We start from the raw sequence: 18,778 nt of genomic DNA, 5'->3' as shown, positions 1-18,778 counted from the left end.
CACCCTAGGCGAGCGGGTCTCGCGACACGCCCGCCCCGGACGGCTCAGCCCGCGAGCGGGATGTCCGCGCCCGGGATGGCCGCGAGCAGGTCGCGCGTGTACTGCTGCTGCGGGTTGCCGAACACCTCGTCGACGCTCGCCTGCTCGACGATGCGACCGCGCTCCATGACGCTCACGTAGTCCGCGATCACGCGCACGACCGCGAGGTCGTGGGTGATGAACAGGTAGGTGAGCCCCAGCTCCGACTGCAGCTCGGCGAGCAGGTTGAGCACCTGCGCCTGCACGAGCACGTCGAGCGCCGAGACAGCCTCGTCGAGCACCACGATCTCGGGCTTGAGCGCGAGGGCACGGGCGATCGCGACACGCTGCCGCTGGCCGCCCGAGAGCTCGTTCGGGTATCGGGTGAGCACCGTGGTGGGCAGCGCCACCTGGTCGAGCACCTCGAGCACGCGCGCCTTGCGGGATGCCGCGTCGCCCACCTTGTGCACCCGCAGCGGCTCGGCGATCGTGTTGCCGATGTTGTGCAGCGGGTCGAGCGAACCGTACGGATCCTGGAACACCGGCTGCATCTTGCCGCGCAGCGCCAGCAGCTGGGGGCGATCGAGCGTGTCGACGTCGGTGCCGTTCACGAGGATCGTGCCCGAGGTCTTGTCCTCCAGGCGCAGCAGGAGCTTCGCCGCGGTCGACTTGCCCGAGCCCGACTCGCCGACGAGCGCCATGGTGGAGCCCTTCGGCACCTGGAACGACACCTGGTCGACCGCGGTGAACGCGACCGAGCGCGGCCCGCCCGTGCGGATCTTGAACACCTTCGTGACGTCGCGGAACTCGATCACGGGGGGCGCATCCGAGGGCACCGACGCCCCGCTGCGCTCGGCCACCGTCGCCAGATCCAGCGAGGCCGGAGCCCCCTCCACCTCCGCCGAGTCGAGCGAGGCGCCCGTGTCGACGGCGGCCTGGATGCGCTTGGAGGCGAGGCTCGGAGCCGCGGCCACGAGACGCTGGGTGTAGGGGTGGCGCGGATTCTGCAGGATCTCGACGGCCGGGCCCGACTCCACGATGAGCCCACGGTGCATCACCACGAGGTGCTCGGCGCGCTCGGCGGCGAGACCCAGGTCGTGGGTGATGAAGATGAGCGCGGTGTTGCGCTCGGTCGTGAGCGACTCGAGGTGGTCGAGGATCTTCTTCTGCACCGTCACGTCGAGCGCGCTCGTCGGCTCGTCGGCGATCAGCAGCTTCGGATGCGACGAGAGCCCGATTCCGATGAGCACGCGCTGGCGCATGCCGCCGGAGAACTCGTGCGGGAACTGCCGCAGCCGCTGATCGGCGTCGGCGAGCCCCGCCTCCTTGAGCACCTCGATGGCGCGCTTGCGCACCTCCCGCTTGGAGCTCGCGAGTCCGTTGGCGCGGATCGTCTCCTCCACCTGGAACCCGATGCGGTGCACCGGGTTGAGGCTGTTCATCGGGTCCTGCGGGACGAGGCCGATCTCCTTGCCGCGCACGGCCTCCATCTCACGGCGTCCGAGCTGCGCGAGGTCGCGGCCCTCGAAGAGCACCCTGCCGCCCACCACCTTGCCGCTGCCGGGCAGCAGGTTGATGATGGCGTGCGCGGTGGTCGACTTGCCGGATCCCGACTCGCCCACGATCGCGATGGTCTCGCCCGGGTAGACGTCGAAGCTCACCCCGCGCACCGCCGGCACGAAGCCGTCGGAGGTCTTGAAGGAGACCTTCAGGTCTTCGATCCGCAGCAGCGGTTCTGCGGCGCTCATCGGGTGGCCCTCGCCTTCGGGTCGAGCGCGTCGCGCACGGTCTCGCCGAGCATGATGAAGCCCAGCACGGTGACCGAGAGCGCGATCGACGGGTAGATGAGCGTCTGCGGCGCGGTGCGCAGGCTGGTCTGCGCGGCCGAGATGTCGTTACCCCAGGACATGTAGATGTTGTTCGGCAGACCGACGCCGAGGAACGACAGGGTCGCCTCCGCGGTGATCGCGCCGGCGAGGCCGACCGTCGAGATGATGATGACGGGCGCGATCGAGTTCGGCAGCACGTGAGTGAACATCGTGCGGAACTTGGAGAGCCCGATCGCCTCGGACGCCATCACGTAGTCGAGCTGTTTCACCCGCAGCACCTCGGATCTCAGGATGCGGGCCGTGGATGGCCACGCGAAGAATCCGATCGCGAGCGAGATGATCCAGATGTTCCGCTCGTGCACGAACATCGACATGATCACGACCGCCGCGAGGATGTACGGGATCGCGAAGAAGATGTCGCCGATGCGCATGAGGAACGAGTCGAGCCAGCCGCCGAAGTAACCGGCGAAGGCGCCGAGCACGATGCCCATGATGGCGACGAGCACGGTCACGATGATGCCGACCGAGAGCGAGGTGCTCGTGCCGTGCACGATGCGCGAGAACACGTCGCAGCCCTGCTTCGTGAAGCCGAGCGGGTGGCCGGCCAGCGGCCCGTGGTCCGAGATGCGCGTGCCGATCGGGACTCCGAGCGCATCCGCCTGATCCTGCGTCTTCACGCTGAGGATGCAGTTGTCGTTCGGGGGCACCTGGGTGAACGCACCCGGGAAGAGCGCCACGAAGATGATGAACAGGATGACGACGGCGGACGCCCAGAACATCCAGCGGCCGCGCAGGTCGCGCCAGGCGTCGAGCCACAGGTTCGACTTGCGGTCGCTGACGCGCACGGCGTCGACGGCGCCGAGGCCGCCCTCGTCGACCTCGGCGACGAAGTGCGGGGCTGTACGGACGGGGTTCTTACTTGACATAGCGGATCCTCGGGTCGAGCACGCCGTACAGGAGGTCGATGGCGATGTTCACGAGCACGTAGACGATGACGAGGATCGTCACGATCGACACGATCTCCGGCGTGTCACCGCGGTTGATGGCCTTGAAGAGCTCGTTGCCGACGCCGGGCACGTTGAAGATGCCCTCGGTCACGGTCGCGCCGACGATCAGGATGCCGAAGTCGGCGGCGAGGTTGGTGGTCACCGGGATCATCGAGTTGCGCAGCACGTGCACGGGGATGACGCGACCGCGCGAGAGGCCCTTGCCGTACGCCATCCGGACGAAGTCGTTCTGGCTGGTCTCGATGACGGAGGCGCGCGTCAGGCGCACGACGTAGGCCATGTTGAGACCCGCGAGCACGATCGCCGGGAGTATCAGGTCGCTCCATGGGGCTCCCGCTCCGACCGTCGGTCGGAACAGGCCGAGCTGGATGCCGAAGATCCACTGCGCCACGAAGGCGAGCACGAACACCGGCATCGAGATGATGAGCAGGGTCACGAGCAGCGTGACGTTGTCGAAGATGCCGCCCTTGCGGAGCCCCGAGATGAGCCCCGCGAGCACGCCGATGACGAGCTGGATGAGCACGGCCAGGAGGGCGAGGCGGAGGGTCGTCGGGAAGGTGCGCGCGAGGATCTCGTTGACGGACTGACCGGCGTAGGTCGTTCCGAGGTTGCCCTGCAGGATGTCGCCGAGGTACAGGAAGTACCGGGTGAGGAAGGGCTGGTCGAGGTGGAACTTCGCCTCGAGGGCCGCGATCTGCTCGGGGGCCGGGGTGCGGTCGCCGAACATCCGCAGCACCGGGTTGCCCGGGGTGAGGAACACCATCCCGAAGATGATGAACGTCGAGCCGAAGAAGACCGGGATGCCCTGCAGCAGGCGCCTGATGATGTACCAGAACATGTGTGACTAACTTACGGGGTGTCGGGGGACATGACCATGGGGCGGCGCCGGTGACGCCGCCCCATGGTGCGTGCCTAGCTGCTTACTCGGCCTTGGTGACCTGGTAGAGGATCGGCCAGCTGTCCCAGCCGTACTCGACGTCCTCGACGAGGGTCGAGTAGCCGGCGGTCACGGCGCCGTACCAGAGCGGGATGGCCGGCAGGTCCTGGAAGAGCAGACCCTGGGCCTCGTTGAACAGCTTGTTCTGCTCCTCGAGGGTCGGCGAGGCCAGTCCCTGACGGAACAGGTCGTCGAACTCGGGGTTCGAGTAGTCCGCGTCGTTCGAGCCGGAACCGGTCACGTACAGCGCGCCGAGGATGTTGGCCTGCGACGGGAAGTCGAACTGCCAACCGGTGCGGAACGCGGCCTTGATCGTGCGGTCGTTGACCTCGGTACGCAGACCCTTGAAGTCCGGGTACGGAAGGCCGACGGCGTCGATGCCGAGCGTGTTCTTGATCGAGTTGACGGTCGCGTCGACCCACTCCTGGTGTCCGCCGTCCGCGTTGTAGGCGAGCTGGAAGGTGCCCTCCCACGGCGAGATCGCGTTCGCCTGGTTCCAGAGCTCGACCGCCGTGTCGGGGTCGTACTCGAGAACGTCCGAACCCTCGATGCCATCCGGGTCGAAACCGGCGATGACGGGCGAGGTGAACTCCTCGGCGGGGGTGCGGGTGCCCTGGAAGATCACCTCGGTGATCTCCGCGCGGTCGATCGCGTGCGAGATCGCGGCACGACGCAGCTTGCCCTCCTCGTCGTCACCGAAGTGCGCGAGGTTGTAGTTCATCGTGAACGACTGGAACACCGCGCTCGCCTGCTCGACGGCACGGTCGCCCAGCTCGTCCTTGAACGTCGCGAGGGCGCTCGTGGGGACGGTGTCGATGATGTCGACGTTGTCCGAGAGGAGGTCGGCGTAGGCCGCGTCCTGCGTCGCGTAGACGACGAAGTTGAGGCCGCCGTTCTGCGCCTTGCGGGGACCGGTGTAGGTCTCGTTCGGCACGAGGTTCAGGCTCTCGCCGTGCACCCAGCCGTCCTCGGACAGCTTGTAGGGGCCGTTGCCGATCGGGGCGTTGCCGAACGCGTCCGGGTCGTCGTAGAACGAGTCCGGCAGCGGGAAGAAGACGGTGTAGCCGAGCGCGACCGGGAAGTCGGCGCGCGGGGCGGCGAGCTTCGCGGTGAAGGTCGTGTCGTCGACCACCTCGAGCGAGAGGGTGTCCTCGCCGCCGTCATAGGTGCCGCCGTCGAACGCGATCGCGTCGATGAACCACCACTGGTTCAGCAGGTCGGGGTTCGACGCGGCCCACTGCCAGGCCTTGACGAACGACTCGGCGGTCACCGGGGTGCCGTCGGAGAACTTCTGGTCGGCCTTGAGCTTGATGGTCCAGTTGATGTAGTCGTCGGACTCGATCGACTCCGCGGCGTCGTAGTCCCAGGATCCGTCCGCCTTGTAGTAGACGAGGCCGGCGAACATGTTGTTGAGAACCTGACCGCCGTTGACCTCGTTGGTGTTGGCGGGGATCAGCGGGTTCTCAGGCTCACCCCAGGCGACATTCACGATGCCCGTAGACGATGAGCCTCCTCCGGTGCCGCCGTTATCCGACGCGCATCCGGAGAGGATGAGCGCCGAGGCGATGGCGATGCCTCCGGCTGCTGCTGCGATGCGAGAGATTCGCACGATTCCTCCTGTACACAATGGGACGCCATGCGGGCGTGTGGCGCGCATGGCGGTGATGCGTGCAACCTTAAGTCGGCTCGGACCCCTCACAAAACCGGATGGAGGAATCGTTACATGGAGGAAACCCTCACGCTCGAATCCTGCATCGATGACGGATTCGCGCAGCAATCCGGCATCGTTTGACGATTTTCTGCGTTGCGGCCATCCGGGGCACAGCATCCCCGCGTGACCGCCCGGCGTAGCATCGGAGATGTGACCTCCCCCCGCTTGTCGACTCCCTCCAAGCGGCCCCTCCTCGTGTTCGACGGGGACTGCGCGTTCTGCACCACCTGGGTGAACCGGCTGCGCGACGTGCTCCCCCGGTTCCCCGAGGCCGTGCCGTACCAGTGGATCGACTACGCGGAGCTCGGGCTCGACGAGCACGACGTGACCCACTACGCCTGGTACGTCAGCCCCACGCGGCACCTCGGCGGCCATCTCGCCTTCTCGGCGCTGCTGCGCGCCCAGCGCGGCCCGGGATGGCGCTTCGCCGGCTGGATCATCGCGACGCCGCCGTTCTCCTGGGTCGCCGCGCTCGGCTACCGCTTCGTCGCGCGCTTCCGCCACCGGCTGCCGGGGGGAACGCCCGCCTGCGCGCTGCCGCCCGCGGAACGCGCATGAACTGGGTCGTCGCGCCGCCGGCACCCCCCGGCGCCACGCCGTCGCGCGGGCGCATCTGGTGGGAGATCGCCATCGTGCTCGCGCTCGGCCTCGGGCAGTCGGCGATCTACGCGGTCGTCGCGCTCGCCTACCGCCTGACGAGCGAGGTCGCGCTCGGCGACCAGTCGACCACCCTCAACCCCTCGCGCAGCGACCGGGAGCTCTTCGACCTCATCTACCAACTGCTGTCGATCGCCTTCGCCCTCGCCCCGGTGCTGCTCGTGTGCTACCTGCTCTGGTCTCCCACGCGCCCGCGGCTCGGCGCGCTCGGGCTCGACGGCACCCGGGTGGGGCGCGACATCGCCCGGGGCGCGGGGCTCGTCGCGGCGATCGGCATCCCCGGCCTCGGCCTCTACGCGGGGGGCCGTGCCCTCGGGCTCTTCGTCGCGGTGAACCCGGGCGGCCTCGGCGATCACTGGTGGACGGTCCCGGTGCTGCTGCTGTCGGCGGTGCGTGCCGCGGCGCAGGAGGAGTTCGTGGTGCTCGGCTACCTCTTCGCGCGCCTGCGGCAGCTCGGCTGGGGCATCTGGCCCATCGTCATCGCGACCTCGGTGCTGCGGGCGAGCTACCACCTCTACCAGGGGCCCGGGGCCTTCGTGGGCAACCTGCTCATGGGTCTGCTGTTCGGCTTCCTGTTCGCGCGGACGGGCCGGCTGCTGCCGTTCCTCGTGGCGCACTTCCTCGTGGATGCGGTGGTCTTCGTCGGCTACCCGCTCGCCGCCGCCTGGTGGCCGGGCCTCTTCGGACTCCCCGGATAGGGGACTCCCCGGCGCGTGCAGCCCTCCCTAGACTCGCGCGCATGACCTCTCCCGAGGCCGAGGCGATGACGCCGCCGGCCGCCGAGCTACCCCCTCCGCCGGCGGATGCCGCGCGGTTCGAACTCCCACCGCCCCCCGACGGCGCGGTGCGCTTCGAGCTCCCGCCGCCACCCGCCTGAGGCCGCGCCCACCCTGGTCAGCGAAGGGTGACACGTCACGTATTCTGGAGAATCGTGACCGGCACCGACATCGGCGACCTCGCCCCCGACTTCACCCTCCCCGGCATCCGCATCGAGGACGGCACGCCCGTCGCGGCCGAGTACCGGCTGTCCGCCGCCCGGGGTCGACCGATCGTGCTCGCGTTCTACCCGCTCGACGCGAGCAAGGTGTGCACCGAGCAGCTGTGCAGCTACCAGGACCAGCTGAAGGGCTTCGAGAACCTCGGCGCGGAGGTGTGGGGCATCAGCCTGCAGGGCGTCGAGAGCCACGAGGAGTTCGCCCGCGCGCAGGGCATCACCTTCCCGCTGCTCGCCGCCGACGTCGCCACCGCGAAGTCGTTCGGCGTCATGCTCGGCAGTCTCGCCATCCGCCGCTCGGTGTTCATCATCGACGCCGAGGGCGTCATCCGGTGGAAGCACGTCGCGATGCTCGGCCTCACCTACCGCAGCGCCGAGACGATCCGCGAGCAGCTGCGGCTGCTCTTCCCCGAGCCCGAGGTCGGCCAGACCCGCTTCGCCCTCGCCCCGCCCGAGTAACCCCCTTCTGTCAAACGCTGTAGCGCTTGGCTTCGGGCGGCAGGTATGACAGCGGCCGGGCGCCAATACCTGCAGCGCAAGCGCATCCACGCCGCGCCCCGCCTAGCCCGGCGACTGCGTGACGCGGGAGACGATCTCGTCGCGCGTAGACATCCGGAAACGTCGTGGCGCTGCAGCATTTCACCTCACGCGCCAGCAACAACCGTCGCGTAAGGCAAAACGCTGCAGCGTTTGACACGAAAGGTCTAGGCGAAGGCCTCCAGGGGCGGACAGGCGCAGACGAGGTTGCGGTCGCCGTAGGCCTGGTCGATGCGGCGCACGGGGGGCCAGTACTTGCCGCCGTGCACGAGCGAGTGCACGGGGTAGACCGCCTGCTCGCGCGCGTAGGGGTGCTCCCACTCCCCCGCGATGACCGACTCGGCCGTGTGCGGGGCGTTCGCGAGCGGGTTGTCGTCCTTCGGCCACGTGCCCGCGCCCACGGCATCCGCCTCGGCCTTGATCGCGATCATCGCCTCGATGAAGCGGTCGAGCTCGGCGAGGTCCTCGGATTCGGTCGGCTCGACCATGAGGGTGCCCGCCACCGGGAACGACATGGTGGGCGCGTGGAAGCCGTAGTCGATGAGGCGCTTGGCGACGTCGTCGACGGTCACGCCCGTGGCGTCGCGCAGCGGCCGCAGGTCGAGGATGCACTCGTGCGCGACGAGCCCGCCCTCGCCCGCGTAGAGCACCGGGTAGTGCTCACGCAGCTTGACCGCGATGTAGTTGGCGGCGAGGACGGCCGCACCGGTCGCCCGCCGCAGGCCCTCGGCGCCCATCATGCGCACGTAGGCCCAGGAGATCGGCAGGATGCTGGGGCTGCCGTATTCGGCGCTCGAGACGGGGTTCCTGCCGTCCAGCGGCAGGTACGGCGTGAGGTGCGCCTTCGCCGCGACCGGGCCGACGCCCGGGCCGCCGCCGCCGTGCGGGATGCAGAAGGTCTTGTGCAGGTTCAGGTGCGAGACGTCTCCCCCGAAGTCGCCGAAGCGCGCGTAGCCGAGCAGGGCGTTGAGGTTCGCGCCGTCGACGTAGACCTGGCCGCCGGCCGCGTGCACGGCATCCGTGATCTCGCGGATGTCGTGCTCGTAGACGCCGTGCGTGGACGGGTAGGTCACCATGAGCGCGGCGAGGTCGTCGGCGTGCTCGGCCACCTTGGCGCGGAGGTCGGCGAGGTCGACGTTGCCGAGCTCGTCGCAGGCGACCACGACGACACTCATCCCGGCGAGCACCGCCGAGGCGGCGTTCGTCCCGTGGGCGCTCGAGGGGATGAGGCACACGGTGCGGTGCTCGCCCCCGTTCGCGCGGTGGTAGCCGCGGATGGCGAGCAGGCCCGCGAGCTCGCCCTGGCTTCCGGCGTTCGGCTGCAGCGAGACGGTGTCGTAGCCGGTGACGTCGGCGAGCCAGCCGGAGAGCTGCCCGATGAGCTCGCGGTAGCCCGCGGTGTCGGCCTCGGGCGCGAGCGGGTGGAGGTTCGCGAACTCGGGCCACGTGACGGCCGCCATCTCGGTGGCCGCGTTGAGCTTCATGGTGCACGAGCCCAGCGGGATCATGCCGCGGTCGAGCGCGTAGTCCTTGTCGGCGAGGTACTTGAGGTAGCGCATCATGCCGGTCTCGGAGTGGTGCGTCCGGAACACCGGATGCGTGAGATATTCCGTCTGACGCATGTGTTCGGGGTCGATCGAGCGCGACACGGGCTTGAACCCGAGCTCCGCGGGCGCGGCATCTCCGAGCACCGCGCGCAGCACGACGAGGGCGTCGGCGGCGGTCGTCGTCTCGTCGGTCGAGAACTGCACCGTGTCGGCGTCGACCTGCCGGAGCAGCACCTGCTCGGCCGAGGCGGCGGCCACGACCTCCGCGGCGCGTCCCGGCACCCGCAGCTGCACGGTGTCGAAGAACTGTGCGTGCACGGGCTCCGCGCCGCCCTCGCGGAGCGCGTCGGCGATGAGGTTCGCCATCCGGTTCACGTTGTGGGCGATCGCCTTGACGCCGCGCGCGCCGTGGTACACGGCGTACATCGAGGCCATGACCGCGAGCAGCACCTGCGCGGTGCAGATGTTGCTCGTGGCCTTCTCGCGGCGGATGTGCTGCTCGCGCGTCTGCAGCGAGAGGCGGTAGGCGGGGTAGCCGTTCGCGTCCTGCGAGACGCCGACGAGGCGGCCCGGCAGCTGACGCTCGAGGCCCGCGCGCACCGCCATGTAGCCGGCGTGGGGCCCGCCGAAGCCGAGCGGCACGCCGAAGCGCTGGGTGGTGCCGACCGCGACATCCGCCCCGAGCTCGCCGGGGCTCGTGATGAGCGCGAGGGCGAGCAGGTCGGCGGCGACGACGGCGATCCCGCCCTGGGCCTGCACGGCCGAGATCACCTCGGAGGGGTTCCACACGCGTCCGGACGCGCCGGGGTACTGGATGAACGCGCCGAAGACGTCGAGGTCGGCGGGCGGCGGCGACACGTCGTACGCCGTCTCGTGGAGCGTGATGCCGACCGCCTCGGCGCGGTGCCGGAGCAGCTCCTTGGTGCGCGGCAGGGCGTCCGCGTCGACCAGGAACACGTTCGACGAGGAGCCGGACGCGCGACGCGCGAGCAGCATCCCCTCGACGACGGCCGTGCCCTCGTCGAGCATCGAGGCGTTCGCGGTGGCGAGGCCCGTGAGGTCGGTCACCATCGTCTGGAAGTTGATGAGCGCCTCGAGGCGCCCCTGCGAGATCTCCGGCTGGTACGGCGTGTAGGCCGTGTACCAGCTCGGGTTCTCGAGCACGTTGCGCTGGATCACGGCGGGCGTGACGGTGCCGAAGTAGCCGAGCCCGATCATGGGCCGGGTCACGCGGTTGCGGCTCGCGAGCGCGCGCAGCTCGGCGAGCGCCTCCACCTCGGATGCCGCGGTCGGCAGGGTCGTCGGCGCGTCGGCGGGCAGGCGGATGCCGGCGGGGATCGCCGCGTCGACGAGCGCGTCGACGCTCGGGAAGCCGAGGGCTTCCAGCATCTGCTGCTGTGCGGCGGCGTCGGTGCCGATGTGTCGGTCTGCGAAGAGCTCCCGCATGGTCACTCGGCGATGAGCGCGGCGTACTCGTCCGCGGTCAGCAGGGCCGGCAGCTCGGTGAAGCGCACGACGATCATCCAGCCGGCGCCGAACGGGTCGGCGTTCACGAGCGAGGGGTCGTCGACGACGGCGTCGTTCGCCTCGACGACCTCGCCGTCGAGCGGCGCGTAGAGCTCGCCGACCGACTTGGTCGACTCGATCTCGCCGACGACGCGCCCCGCGGCGACGGTGGAGCCCACCTTCGGCAGGTCGACGAAGACGACGTCGCCGAGCTTGTCGGCGGCGTAGTCGGTGATGCCGATGCGCGCGACGTCGCCGTCGACGGCGACCCACTCGTGCTCGGAGGTGTACTTCAGTTCGGCGGGCAGCGACATCTCAGCTCTTCTTTCTCGAGTAGAACGGCAGGGTGACGACGGTCGCGGGGATGCGGGTTCCGCGCACGTCGAGGTAGACGGTGGTGCCCGGCTCGCGCAGCTCCGGGCGGATGAGGGCCATCGCGATCGGGTGGCCGAGCGTCGGCGACAGCGCGCCGCTCGTGACGACGCCCGCGGCATCCGGGGCGTCCTCGGTGGCGAAGACCTCGTAGTCGGCGCGGCCGGCGCGGCGCCCCTCCGCCGCGAGCCCGACGAGCACGGGGGCGTCGGCGGCGGGTCCGGCGACGACGGCCGCCTCGCCTACGAAGCCGCCCTCCTTGCCGAGCACGGGCACCCGTCCGAGGCCCACCTGCTGCGGCAGGGTGGCGAGGCTCAGCTCGTGGCCGTAGAGCGGCATCCCGGCCTCCAGGCGCAGGGTGTCGCGGGCGGCGAGACCGCACGGGATGAGGCCCGCCCCGGCGCCCGTCTCGGCGAGCGCGTCCCACAGCTCGGGGGCGGCGTCCGGGTCGAGGAAGAACTCGAAGCCGTCCTCGCCCGTGTAGCCCGTGCGGCCCACGAGCACCTCGTGGCCGCGGAAGTTCCCGTCGATCGCGCGGTAGTAGCGCAGCGAGTCGAGCTCGGGGATGTCGAAGCCCTCGACGTTCCGCAGGATCTCCTCTGCCTTCGGCCCCTGCAGGGCGACGAGCGCGATGTCGTCGGACTCGTCGTCGACGACGCAGTCGAAGCCCGCCGCGCGCTCGCGGATCGCGTCGACGGCCGGCCGGCGGTTGCCCGCGTTCGCGACGACGAGGAAGCGGTCGGGGCCGGTGCGGTAGACGACGAGGTCGTCGATGATGCCGCCGGACTCGTCGAGCAGCAGGCTGTACTTGGCCTGGCCCTCCTCGATCGCCGAGAGCCGCCCGGCGAGCGCGTGGTCGAGCGCGGCGGCGGCCTCCGGGCCGAGCACCAGGATCTCGGCCATGTGGCTCAGGTCGAACAGGCCCGCGGCCTCGCGCACCGCGTGATGCTCGGCCAGGTCGGAGCTGTAGCGCACCGGCATCTGCCAGCCGGCGAAGTCGGTGAACGAGGCGCCGGCGGCGCGGTGCACCTCGTCGAGGGGGGAACGGCGTTCGCCGTCGGTCATGTGAGCTCTCCGATCTCGTGTCGGTGGAACTCCCCCTCTGTCATCGGTGCCTGAGAGATTCGCGACTCATGATCGCTTTCACCGTGGGCGAGTTCCGCGGAACGGAACTTCTTTCCAGAGCGGCCTGTCGAATGCGGTACACGTACCTGAGAGATTGGCGGGGAGGCTTGCTCCTTCGGTGCCGGGCGTGGTTCCGGCTCTCCCGCATCGCGTGCGGCCCGATGTTCGGTTGTGGGGCAAGCCTAGCCGATGAGGCCGCCCGCGCCGATGCCGGATCAGTCGGTGAGGTCGGCGGCGTACAGCAGCGCCGAACCGACCGCCCCCGCCGCGACGATCGCCCACAGCACGATGCCCGCGAGCGCGGCCGCGTTGCGGATCGGGAGGCCGCCCGTGCGGTAGCCGAACGCCCCGAACACGGCGCCGAGCGCCCACGCGATCCCCGTGAAGAACACCCCGCCGACGTCGTAGGCGTAGCGTCCGCCGCGACCGGCGAACAGCGTCTGCCACAGCCCGGGCGAGGTCGCCGCCCAGGCCACCGCCGCGACGAGCGCGAGCCCCACGCCGAGCCACGGCAGCACGCGTGACTCGCGCGAGGGGCGACGGCGGGCGGCCACGAGGGCGCCGACCCCGGTCGCGATCGCCACGCCGACGAGGTCGATCGAGATGACCGCGTTCATGCCCCACTCCGCGGGCGCGCCGTCGGGGAAGCCGAGACCGCCCACGAGGTTGAGCACCCAGGCGGCGGTCGCGGCGACCGCGACACCGCCCAGCACCCACGGACTCAGCCGCACGGGGGCGACCCGGTCGGCGGGCTGCGGCTCCGATGGCGCGGTCATGTGCCGACCCTAGCGAACCGTCGACACGACGCCCGCACCGGGGCAGGATGAGGCCATGAGCGTTGGAGCACGGGTCCTGATCCCGCACGGCACCGCATTCACCCCCGACGACATCACCCACTGGGCCGATCGCGGGTCCCGCAGCCTCGAGCAGGCGATCGCCGAGGCCGATCTGCTCGTCTCGGCGCCGCACGCCGGCTCCGCGATCCCCGCCGAGCTCGACGAGTTCCTCGCGCCCGAGTTCACCCGGCGGCTGCAGTTCGACTACACGGACGTCGCGACCGAGGCGGTCGTGCGGCGCTGGGCCGAGATCGACCCCCGCATCGTCGCGGTCGTCAACCCGCATCCGCGCATGGTGCGCGACCCGAACCGCAAGCGTCCTGACGACATCCGACCCCAGCTGCGCGAGGCGTTCGACCGGGTGGCGGCGGCCGGGCCGATGAACCGCGTCGACCTCTCGGGCGTCGACCCGATCCGCCCCGTGACGTTCTCGTTCTTCCCGCTCATCCGGGTGCCGGCGGACGACGCCGAGTTCGAGCGGATGGCCACCGCCTTCGAGGCGGCCGCCGAGCTGGGCCTCCGGGTCTACGAACGCACCCGCGACGGGCTGCTCGAACGCTTCGTCGACGGCAGCCTGCGCGGCGAGCGCGGCCTGTTCACGACCCTGTCGTTCCACGACACCATGAACACCACCACGCGCATCGACGGCGCCGTGAACGTGCCGCGCGCGGCGAAGGACGAGCTGCCCGACATCGTGTCGCTCTCCAACCGGGGCGACCTGCTCGGCGAGGACCGCGGCGTGGCGGGCGACCCGCCCACGATGCGCCCCGAGCTGCTGCGGGAGCTCGCCGAGGCGCACCGCATCGGTTTCGCGGCACCGCATCCGGATGCCGTGCTGCTCAACCAGCCCTACCTCGGCAGCCAGGAGATCACGCAGGCGGGCGAGCTGTTCCGCTCGCGTGCCGAGGAGGCGGCGCGCGCCGGCGTCGAGTTCGCGGCCGTGCAGGCGGAGTTCCTGCGCGAGTTCCTGCTCGGCGAGGCCGCGACGGCCGTGCTGCACGAGCCGGGCGAGGGCTGGGTCTCGTACGACGAGTCCCACATCGACGACCTCGCCCAGGCGTGCAAGCGCTCCTGGGACGCCTTCCGCGCCGCGATCTGAGCTCAGCCGCCCCAGAGGATGCCGAAGAGCGCGCCGACGCCGATCGTGACCACCGCGAGCGCCACGGTCGGCACGAAGAAGGAGTGGTCCACGAGCTTCGTGCCGAGCTTGGTCGACCCCGAGGTGTCGAAGTTGGCGGCCGCGATCTGGGAGCCGTTGGTCGGCAGCAGGTAGATGCCCGCGAAGGCACCCGCCCACATGCCGGAGAGCAGCCCGAGCGGCACGCCCGCCGCGATGCCGATCGGCACGATCGTGTTGGTCGCCGTCGACTGGCTCGTGGTGAGCACGCAGACCACGAAGATGCCGAGGGCGAAGATCCACGGCGCCACCTGCACGAGACCGCCGATCGACTCCGCGATCTCGGCCTGGTAGGCCTTGAGGAAGGTGTTCGTCAGCCAGGCGAGACCGAACAGCGCGATGGCCGAGACCATACCGGCTCGGAAGACGGTCGCCGCCGGCACATCCGCGACCTTCGGCCGGCTGATGAGCAGGATGAGGGCACCCGCGACGAACATCGTGATCTCGATGATCGCCGTCATGTCGATGGGGTCGCCCCCGAAGTACGGCGGCCGGATCGCCGGGAACAGACCGAACACGACGATCGCGAGCACGCCGAACAGGAAGATGAGTGCGGCGTTGCGCCCCGCCGTGGTGGCCTTGACCTGCACGGCGACCGCCGCCCCGCCCGAACCGGGCGCCGGGATCTCGCCCGAGCTGATCTTCTGCTGGATCTCGGGGTCGTTCGCGATGTCCTTGCCGAGTCGGCGCACCAGGAAGCTGGTCACGACGATGCCGACGATCGCGGCGGGGAGGGTGACCTTCACGATGTCGATGAGCTCGAAGCCGTGCGAGGAGGTGAGGGCGATCATCGCCGCCATGGCCGCCGAGACCGGGCTGCACGCGAGCGCGACGCCGGTCGAGACGACCGAGAGCGACAGCGGACGCGAGGGCCGGATGCCGTTGCTGTAGGAGAGGTCCTGGATGACGGGCAGCAGCGGGTACAGGATGTTCGAGGTGCCCGCACCGACCGAGAACAGGAACGAGACGAGCGGCGCGACGAGCGTGATCTGCTTCGGGTTGCGGGCGATGAGCTTCGCCGCGATCGACACCATCCAGTCGATGCCGCCGGCGACCTGCATGACGCTCGAGGCGAGCACCACCGAGAGCACGATGAGCAGCGCCTGCACGGGCGGGTCGCCGGGTGCCAGCCGGAAGCCGAAGACGAGGATCGCGACGCCGACGCCACCCCAGAGGCCGAGTCCGACACCGCTCGAACGCGTGCCCATGACGATCGCGCCCAGCACGACGAGCAGTTGGAGGATGAAGAGCAGGATGTCCATCAGACTCCCTCGCCAGGCCGGGTGGTGGTCTCCCGGATCGGCGCCAGCCTAGCCCGCGGGACCGTGACACGGGAACGGCGCGCGGCTACCCTGTGGGCATTCCTCCCCCCGGTTGGAGCGATCGTGTCCGACGCCGCAGCGCAGCGCACCGCCTGGGGCCGGCGGCTGCGCCGCGGCCCCTTCTCCTCGGCCGCCCTCGGCGTGCTGGGACTCGCGGCGCTGCTCGTGATCCACGAGCTCGATCGGCTCATCGCCGACGTGCTGACCCCCTCCGGCCGCACCCACGCGCTCTCGGAGGTGACGGGCGTCGGCGCCTTCTTCGAGACGGAGGCGTGGGGTGACTGGGCGGGTGCCGACTTCCCGGTCGGCGCGCTCGTCGTGGCGTCGATCGTCGCGGACCTCGTGCTCGTCGCCTGCTACGCGGTGCTGCTGCTGCGCCTCGTCGACCACGTGACGGGGGCGGATGCCGCCGGACGTCGCGTCGGTCGCATCCTGGTCGGGGCGCTGGTCGCCGCCGACCTGCTCGAGGACGCCCTCGTGGTGGTGCTCGCGCTGCTGCCCGCTCCCCCCGTCTGGCTCGCGGTGCTGCAGGCCGCGGCGAGCACGCTCAAGTTCCTCGCGATCCTGGTCTTCGCGGTGTTCGCGCTGCTCGGCCGAGCGATGGGTGCGCCCGCACGGGCGGCGCTCGGCCGCGCGTGGCGCGGCGGGTATGCGCAGCGGCTCGTCGCGATCGCCGTCGGGGCGATCGCCGCCGTCTCGCTCATCTCGGCCGACGGCGTGCTCGAGCAGCTGCCCGACGCCTACCGCTCCTGGATCGGCTACGACGGACTCGCCCTCGGCCCGATGGCGGCGACCCTGTTCGCCTTCGCCGCGACCGGCACGGGGCTGTTCTGGCTCGCCCGCGGGCGGGCCCGCCGCTACGACGGCTCCGGGCACGACGCGCGGCCGCCCGCGCCGCTCGCACCGTGGCTCCTCGTCGCCGCCGTCGTCGCGGCCCTCGGCGTGGCCCTGGGTATCCCGCAGAACCGACCCGCCGACTGGGTGCCGCTCGGCGCCTTCCTCGCGGTGCTGGTCGCGATCCCGCTCGTCTCGCTGTGGCTGCGACGCCGCGCCCGGCACGAGCCGCCGCCGCTGCGCCATGCCGACATCTCCGACGACGCCGGCACCGCCCGGCGGGCGGGCGACGTGCTGCTGGCGTGCTGGGTCGCCCTCGCCGGGCTCGGGCCGTTCAAGGCCTTCGTCGCGCCGCTCGCGCTCGAGGCCGTGGGCGACTACGACCATTCGCGCTTCGCGGGCTCGCTCGCCGGCACCAGCGCACTCACCGCGGGCTACCTGGTGCTCGCGGTCGTCGGCGCGGTGCTGACGCGCCGTGCGACCGGCCGCGACCGGCCCGCCGCGACCGGCACCGGCATCCGCCCCACCCTCGAGGCGGCGGCACAGGCGACCGCCGTGAGCGCCGAGCAGCAGCGGATGCTGGACCGGCTCGGGATCGGCGTGCTCGCCGTGTCGGGTGCGGTCGTCGCGGCGTTCCTCGTGTGGCCCATGGCGATCTCGGCGGTCGTCGGGCCCGCCGCCGTCCTGGTGCTGCTCGCGGGCGCCTGGACCGGCATCCTCGGCTGGCTGATCCTCGCGCTCGGGCACCACCGGCCGCTCGAGGTGTTCCAGGCGCTGCGGTTGCGCTCGGCGCCCGTCGTGACGCTGCTCGTCGTGCTGCCGATGGTCGCCGCACTCGTGCAGAACGCCCCGAGCCTGCACGCCGTGCGCTTCCCCGTGGACCGGCCGCTGCCCGATCGGCCCCCGCTCGCCGAGGCCTACGGCGACTGGTACGCGGGCGACAGCTGCACGACCGAGATCGGCGGGGTGCGGGTGAAGCCGCTCGTGCTCGTCGCGGCCGAGGGCGGCGGCATCCGGGCCGCCACCTGGACCGTCGACGTGCTGCGCGAGCTGCCGCGCGCGAGCGACTGCGCCGCGGATGCCGTGTTCGCCTCGACGGGCGCCTCGGGCGGCAGCATCGGGCTCGCCTCCTTCCGCACCGAGGGCAACGCGCGCGGCGGCGGCGCCGCGCAGTCCACGATCGACTTCGGCGGCGACGACGCGCTCGCCGCCGACCTCGCGGGGCTGCTCGCGGGCGACCTGGTGGCCGGCGTCTCCGGCATCCGGGTGCCGAGCTCGGGCGCCCCGCACACGGACGAGTGGGCCTGGCGCGACCGCACCGGGCTGCAGGAGACCACCTGGGAGAGCCAGGCCCCGCAGTTCGCCGAGCCGTTCGACGCGGAGCCCGTCGCCCCCACCGGCTACCTCGTGCTCGGCTCGACCGACTCGGCGTCGCTGTGCAAGGTGCTCGTGAGCCAGCTCGACCTCACCTCGGGCGGCTGGACGCAGACGGATGCCGGCGACGGCGCCCAGCCCGCCGCCTCCCCCGACTGCACCGCCCGGCGCTCCGAGCTCGCCGGCACGATCGACCTGCTCGACTACCTCGGCGCGTGCGAGGCGGACCTCAGCTGGGCGAGCGCCGCCGAGCTCTCGGCGCGCTTCCCCTTCGTGAGCCCGAGCGGTCGGATCTCCCCCGCCACCCTGCCCGCCGGCTGCCGGCAGGTCGCCGAGCTGCAGCTCGTCGACGGCGGGCTCACCGACAACAGCGCGGTCGGCACCTGGGTCGACATCGCGCCCGCGCTCACGGCGCTCATCCGGGCGAGCAACGCCGGAGCCGACGGCGACGAGCGTCCCTACGTGCTGCCCGTGCTGCTGTTCGCGACCAACGAGCCGGGCACGGATGTGCTGGTCGCCCCCGACGGCACCCGCCCGGAGGCGCTCGTGCCGTTCGCCGCCCTGCTCGGGGCGAAGGGCACGCAGACCTCGCCCGCCGCGTGGCTGCGCCGCGCATCCGACGCCTACCAGCAGGTGTGCCCGCCGAGCGCCCCCGACTGCACGGCGGCGCTGGTCGCCTGGCGCGGCGCGCTTCCCGGCGGGATCGTCGTCGCCTCGCCCTCGACGAGCCCCGCGGTGTCGGTGCCGCTCGGCTGGAGCCTCTCCTCGTTCAGCCGCAGCCGCCTGCGCTTCGAGGCGACCGGGCAGGCGCTGTGCGGCCGCGACCCCACGGCCGTGCCCGCCGCGACCCTCGCCGCCCACGCGGGCGAGCCCTGCACCGCGAGCGGCGAGTGGGGCATGCTCGGCGAGCTGCTCGACGCCTTCGACGACGCGACCCCGCATCCGGTGTCGTAGCATCGCACCAGGCCGCCACGGCGGCGGACATCAGGGAAGGG

The 18,778-nt window shown here is 71.2% G+C and carries 15 protein-coding genes and 2 riboswitches; of the genes, 6 read left to right on the top strand and 9 right to left on the bottom strand.

Going from position 1 to position 18,778, the window contains the following annotated elements; genetic code table 11:
• Positions 1 to 44: 44 nt before the first annotated feature.
• The 4 genes from D7I47_RS09605 to D7I47_RS09590 form a co-directional block, all read right to left on the bottom strand.
• A complete protein-coding gene (locus D7I47_RS09605; protein ID WP_120762833.1) occupies positions 45 to 1,766 on the bottom strand; it encodes a dipeptide ABC transporter ATP-binding protein in 1,722 nt (573 codons plus the stop codon).
• Positions 1,763 to 2,773 (bottom strand): ABC transporter permease, encoded by a 1,011-nt coding sequence (locus D7I47_RS09600; protein ID WP_120762832.1) that lies wholly within the window; start codon positions 2,771 to 2,773, stop codon positions 1,763 to 1,765. The genes D7I47_RS09605 and D7I47_RS09600 overlap by 4 nt, the downstream gene beginning before the upstream one ends.
• Positions 2,763 to 3,692, bottom strand: a complete 930-nt coding sequence (locus tag D7I47_RS09595) for an ABC transporter permease (RefSeq protein ID WP_120762831.1) — start codon at positions 3,690 to 3,692, stop codon at positions 2,763 to 2,765. The genes D7I47_RS09600 and D7I47_RS09595 overlap by 11 nt, the downstream gene beginning before the upstream one ends.
• Positions 3,693 to 3,774: 82 nt before the next feature.
• Positions 3,775 to 5,280 carry a peptide ABC transporter substrate-binding protein gene (locus D7I47_RS09590; protein ID WP_319592660.1) on the bottom strand — a complete coding sequence of 502 codons (1,506 nt, stop codon included), beginning with the start codon at positions 5,278 to 5,280 and terminating at the stop codon, positions 3,775 to 3,777.
• Positions 5,281 to 5,652: 372 nt separating this feature from the next.
• Here D7I47_RS09590 and D7I47_RS09585 point away from each other — a divergent pair, with 372 nt between their 5' ends.
• From D7I47_RS09585 to D7I47_RS09575, 4 genes are read left to right on the top strand one after another with little or no spacing between them, the layout of a single operon-like run.
• Positions 5,653 to 6,060, top strand: coding sequence for a thiol-disulfide oxidoreductase DCC family protein (locus D7I47_RS09585; RefSeq protein ID WP_120762829.1), 408 nt, complete (start codon positions 5,653 to 5,655; stop codon positions 6,058 to 6,060).
• A complete protein-coding gene (locus D7I47_RS09580; RefSeq protein WP_120762828.1) occupies positions 6,057 to 6,857 on the top strand; it encodes a CPBP family intramembrane glutamic endopeptidase in 801 nt (266 codons plus the stop codon). Before D7I47_RS09585 ends, D7I47_RS09580 begins: the two co-directional genes overlap by 4 nt.
• Before the next feature lie 41 nt (positions 6,858 to 6,898).
• Positions 6,899 to 7,036, top strand: a complete 138-nt coding sequence (locus D7I47_RS14765; protein WP_157981692.1) for a hypothetical protein — start codon at positions 6,899 to 6,901, stop codon at positions 7,034 to 7,036.
• A gap of 54 nt (positions 7,037 to 7,090) precedes the next feature.
• Positions 7,091 to 7,612, top strand: a complete 522-nt coding sequence (locus D7I47_RS09575; RefSeq protein ID WP_227000588.1) for a redoxin domain-containing protein — start codon at positions 7,091 to 7,093, stop codon at positions 7,610 to 7,612.
• A 245-nt stretch (positions 7,613 to 7,857) separates the two neighbouring features.
• Here the strand turns inward: D7I47_RS09575 and gcvP are convergent, their stop codons facing one another.
• The 4 genes from gcvP to D7I47_RS09555 all read right to left on the bottom strand — a co-directional run bounded on the left by gcvP (position 7,858) and on the right by D7I47_RS09555 (position 13,016).
• On the bottom strand, positions 7,858 to 10,683 hold the full coding sequence (gene gcvP / locus D7I47_RS09570; RefSeq protein WP_120763903.1) for an aminomethyl-transferring glycine dehydrogenase: 2,826 nt from the start codon (positions 10,681 to 10,683) through the stop codon (positions 7,858 to 7,860).
• Between the two features lie 2 nt (positions 10,684 to 10,685).
• Complete coding sequence (gene gcvH, locus D7I47_RS09565; protein ID WP_120762827.1) at positions 10,686 to 11,057, bottom strand: glycine cleavage system protein GcvH; 372 nt, start codon at positions 11,055 to 11,057, stop codon at positions 10,686 to 10,688.
• Position 11,058: 1 nt separating this feature from the next.
• Positions 11,059 to 12,180 carry a glycine cleavage system aminomethyltransferase GcvT gene (gcvT, locus tag D7I47_RS09560; RefSeq protein ID WP_120762826.1) on the bottom strand — a complete coding sequence of 374 codons (1,122 nt, stop codon included), beginning with the start codon at positions 12,178 to 12,180 and terminating at the stop codon, positions 11,059 to 11,061.
• A 27-nt stretch (positions 12,181 to 12,207) separates the two neighbouring features.
• Positions 12,208 to 12,304, bottom strand: a riboswitch (glycine riboswitch).
• Positions 12,305 to 12,395: riboswitch (glycine riboswitch) on the bottom strand.
• Positions 12,396 to 12,455: 60 nt separating this feature from the next.
• Positions 12,456 to 13,016 carry a hypothetical protein gene (locus D7I47_RS09555; RefSeq protein WP_120762825.1) on the bottom strand — a complete coding sequence of 187 codons (561 nt, stop codon included), beginning with the start codon at positions 13,014 to 13,016 and terminating at the stop codon, positions 12,456 to 12,458.
• Positions 13,017 to 13,071: 55 nt separating this feature from the next.
• Here D7I47_RS09555 and D7I47_RS09550 point away from each other — a divergent pair, with 55 nt between their 5' ends.
• Complete coding sequence (locus D7I47_RS09550) at positions 13,072 to 14,175, top strand: N-formylglutamate amidohydrolase (RefSeq protein WP_120762824.1); 1,104 nt, start codon at positions 13,072 to 13,074, stop codon at positions 14,173 to 14,175.
• A gap of 2 nt (positions 14,176 to 14,177) precedes the next feature.
• On the opposite strand, the gene D7I47_RS09545 is transcribed toward D7I47_RS09550, so the two are convergent.
• A complete protein-coding gene (locus D7I47_RS09545) occupies positions 14,178 to 15,515 on the bottom strand; it encodes an anaerobic C4-dicarboxylate transporter family protein (RefSeq protein WP_120762823.1) in 1,338 nt (445 codons plus the stop codon).
• 123 nt (positions 15,516 to 15,638) lie between these two features.
• Between D7I47_RS09545 and D7I47_RS09540 the strand changes: the two genes are divergently transcribed.
• Positions 15,639 to 18,737: a hypothetical protein gene (locus D7I47_RS09540; RefSeq protein ID WP_120762822.1), complete on the top strand. Its 3,099-nt coding sequence runs from the start codon at positions 15,639 to 15,641 to the stop codon at positions 18,735 to 18,737.
• Positions 18,738 to 18,778: the final 41 nt, after the last annotated feature.

The organism is Protaetiibacter intestinalis (assembly GCF_003627075.1).
GTDB classification, from domain to species: domain Bacteria; phylum Actinomycetota; class Actinomycetes; order Actinomycetales; family Microbacteriaceae; genus Homoserinibacter; species Homoserinibacter intestinalis.
This window is presented reverse-complemented; position numbering and strand designations above follow the sequence as displayed.

Coding starts and splice junctions, on each gene's coding strand:
- gcvT (WP_120762826.1), bottom strand. CDS start 12,180: ATGACCGACGGCGAACGCCGTTCCCCCCTCGACGAGGTGCACCGCGCC.
- D7I47_RS09555 (WP_120762825.1), bottom strand. CDS start 13,016: ATGACCGCGCCATCGGAGCCGCAGCCCGCCGACCGGGTCGCCCCCGTG.
- D7I47_RS14765 (WP_157981692.1), top strand. CDS start 6,899: ATGACCTCTCCCGAGGCCGAGGCGATGACGCCGCCGGCCGCCGAGCTA.
- gcvP (WP_120763903.1), bottom strand. CDS start 10,683: ATGCGGGAGCTCTTCGCAGACCGACACATCGGCACCGACGCCGCCGCA.
- D7I47_RS09600 (WP_120762832.1), bottom strand. CDS start 2,773: ATGTCAAGTAAGAACCCCGTCCGTACAGCCCCGCACTTCGTCGCCGAG.
- D7I47_RS09580 (WP_120762828.1), top strand. CDS start 6,057: ATGAACTGGGTCGTCGCGCCGCCGGCACCCCCCGGCGCCACGCCGTCG.
- D7I47_RS09605 (WP_120762833.1), bottom strand. CDS start 1,766: ATGAGCGCCGCAGAACCGCTGCTGCGGATCGAAGACCTGAAGGTCTCC.
- D7I47_RS09550 (WP_120762824.1), top strand. CDS start 13,072: ATGAGCGTTGGAGCACGGGTCCTGATCCCGCACGGCACCGCATTCACC.
- gcvH (WP_120762827.1), bottom strand. CDS start 11,057: ATGTCGCTGCCCGCCGAACTGAAGTACACCTCCGAGCACGAGTGGGTC.
- D7I47_RS09595 (WP_120762831.1), bottom strand. CDS start 3,692: ATGTTCTGGTACATCATCAGGCGCCTGCTGCAGGGCATCCCGGTCTTC.
- D7I47_RS09545 (WP_120762823.1), bottom strand. CDS start 15,515: ATGGACATCCTGCTCTTCATCCTCCAACTGCTCGTCGTGCTGGGCGCG.